At 71.7% G+C, this 1,817-nt stretch carries 1 protein-coding gene; it reads left to right on the top strand.

Going from position 1 to position 1,817, the window contains the following annotated elements:
• Positions 1–1,817, top strand: a 1,817-nt coding sequence (locus A612_RS11460; RefSeq protein WP_019374619.1) for a DUF3418 domain-containing protein, incomplete at both ends; no start/stop codon positions are given.

Raw genomic sequence — 1,817 nt, 5'->3', positions numbered from 1 at the left:
GGCTGATGAGCATCACCGGCCAGCCCGACGATGCGCCCGGGGGCGGCCCGATGCGCGTGGGCCGCATGATCCTGGAGGCGCGCACGCGCGGGGCGCTGGCCGAGGTGCTGGTCATCGCCTCGGCCCTGTCGGTGCAGGACGTGCGCGACCGGCCGCTGGAGGCCCAGCAGCAGGCCGACCAGCAGCACGCCAAGTTCGACGACGAGAAAAGCGAATTCAGTGGCTACCTGCGGCTGTGGCAATGGCTGCACGATGCGCGCGGCGGCAAGGCCGTGGCCATGAGCCGGCGCGAGATGGCGGCGCAATCGGCGGCGCCGGCGCCGGCGCGCAACATGGCGGTGCTGCCGGCGGCCAAGCGCCAGGCCGCGGCGCGCCCTGCGGAGCCCGTCGCGCTGCCCGGACAGGAAGCGGCCAGCGCCGCGGCGGCCGACACGCACCGCCTGAGCAACCGCCAGTGGGAGCAGCTGCTGCGCCAGAATTTCCTGAGCATCCGGCGCGTGCGCGAGTGGCGCGACATCCACTCCCAACTGCTCACGGTGGTCAAGGAGCTGCGCTGGCCGATCAATACCGAGCCGGCAGGCTACGCGGCGGTGCACCTGTCGATGCTCTCGGGGCTGCTGGGCAACATCGGCTTCAAACCCGAGGAGGCCGACGCCTACCTGGGAGCGCACGGCATCAAGTTCCATCCGCACCCGGGCGCGCACCTGTCCAAGAAGCCCGGGCGCTGGATCGTTGCCGCCGAGCAGGTCGAGACCACGCGCCTGTACGGCCGCGGCATCGCCGCCATCGAGCCGCAGTGGCTGGAGGAGGTGGGCGGCCATCTGCTCAGGAAGCAGCTGCTCGAGCCGCACTGGAGCAAGAAGCAGGCAGACGTGGTGGCGCACGAGCGCGCGACGCTCTACGGACTGGTGGTCTACAGCGGCCGGCGCGTGAGCTACGGGCGCATCGACCCGCAGGAGGCGCGCCAGATCTTCATCCGCCAGGCACTGGTCGAGGGCGAGTGGGATGCGCGCTGGCCGTTCCTGGCTGCCAACCGCAAGCTGGTGGCGCGCGTCGAGGAGCTGGAGCACAAGAGCCGGCGCCAGGACGTGCTGGTGGACGATGAGCTGATCTACGCCTTCTACGACCGCTTCGTGCCCGAGGACGTGTACAGCGGCGCCACCTTCGACAAGTGGTACCGCGTGGCCAGCCGCGAGCAGCCGCAGCTGCTGCGCCTGTCGCGCGAGGAGCTGATGCGCCACGAGGCGGCGGGCATCACCACGGAGAATTTCCCGCGCACCATCAAGCTCGGCGGGGTCGATTGCAGCGCCAGCTACCTGCATGCGCCGGGCGATCCGCGCGACGGCGTGACGGTGACGCTGCCGCTGTTCGTGCTCAACCAGGCGAGCGAGGAGCGCGCCGAATGGCTGGTGCCGGGCATGCTCAAGGACAAGCTCCAGGCGCTGCTCAAGAGCCTGCCGCAGCGCCCGCGCAGCCGCTTCGTGCCGCTGGCCGAGCATGCGGCGCGGCTGGCGGCGCTGTTTCGCCAGGAAGACCGCTGGGCGCAGGGCAGCCTGGTGGAGGCGCTGCTGCGCCAGGTGCGCGAGGAGACGGGGCTGGACGTGAAGCGCGCCGACTTCAAGCTGGAGATGCTCAGCCCGCACCTGTTCATGAACTTTCGCGTGACCGATGAGCACGGCCGCCAGCTCGGGCAGGGGCGCAACCTCGCGGCGCTCAAGGCCGAGCTGGGGGCCCGGGCGCGCGGCGCCTTCCAGGCCTTGGCGGCGCTCAAGGTGGCAGGCCGCGCCCCGGAGCGTGCGCCGGCGCCGGCGGTGGCG

Origin of the sequence: Melaminivora alkalimesophila, from assembly GCF_000282995.1 — a bacterium.
Taxonomy (GTDB): domain Bacteria; phylum Pseudomonadota; class Gammaproteobacteria; order Burkholderiales; family Burkholderiaceae_C; genus Melaminivora; species Melaminivora alkalimesophila.
Note: the sequence above shows the minus strand (reverse complement) of the source record. Positions and strands in the feature narration are given on the sequence as shown.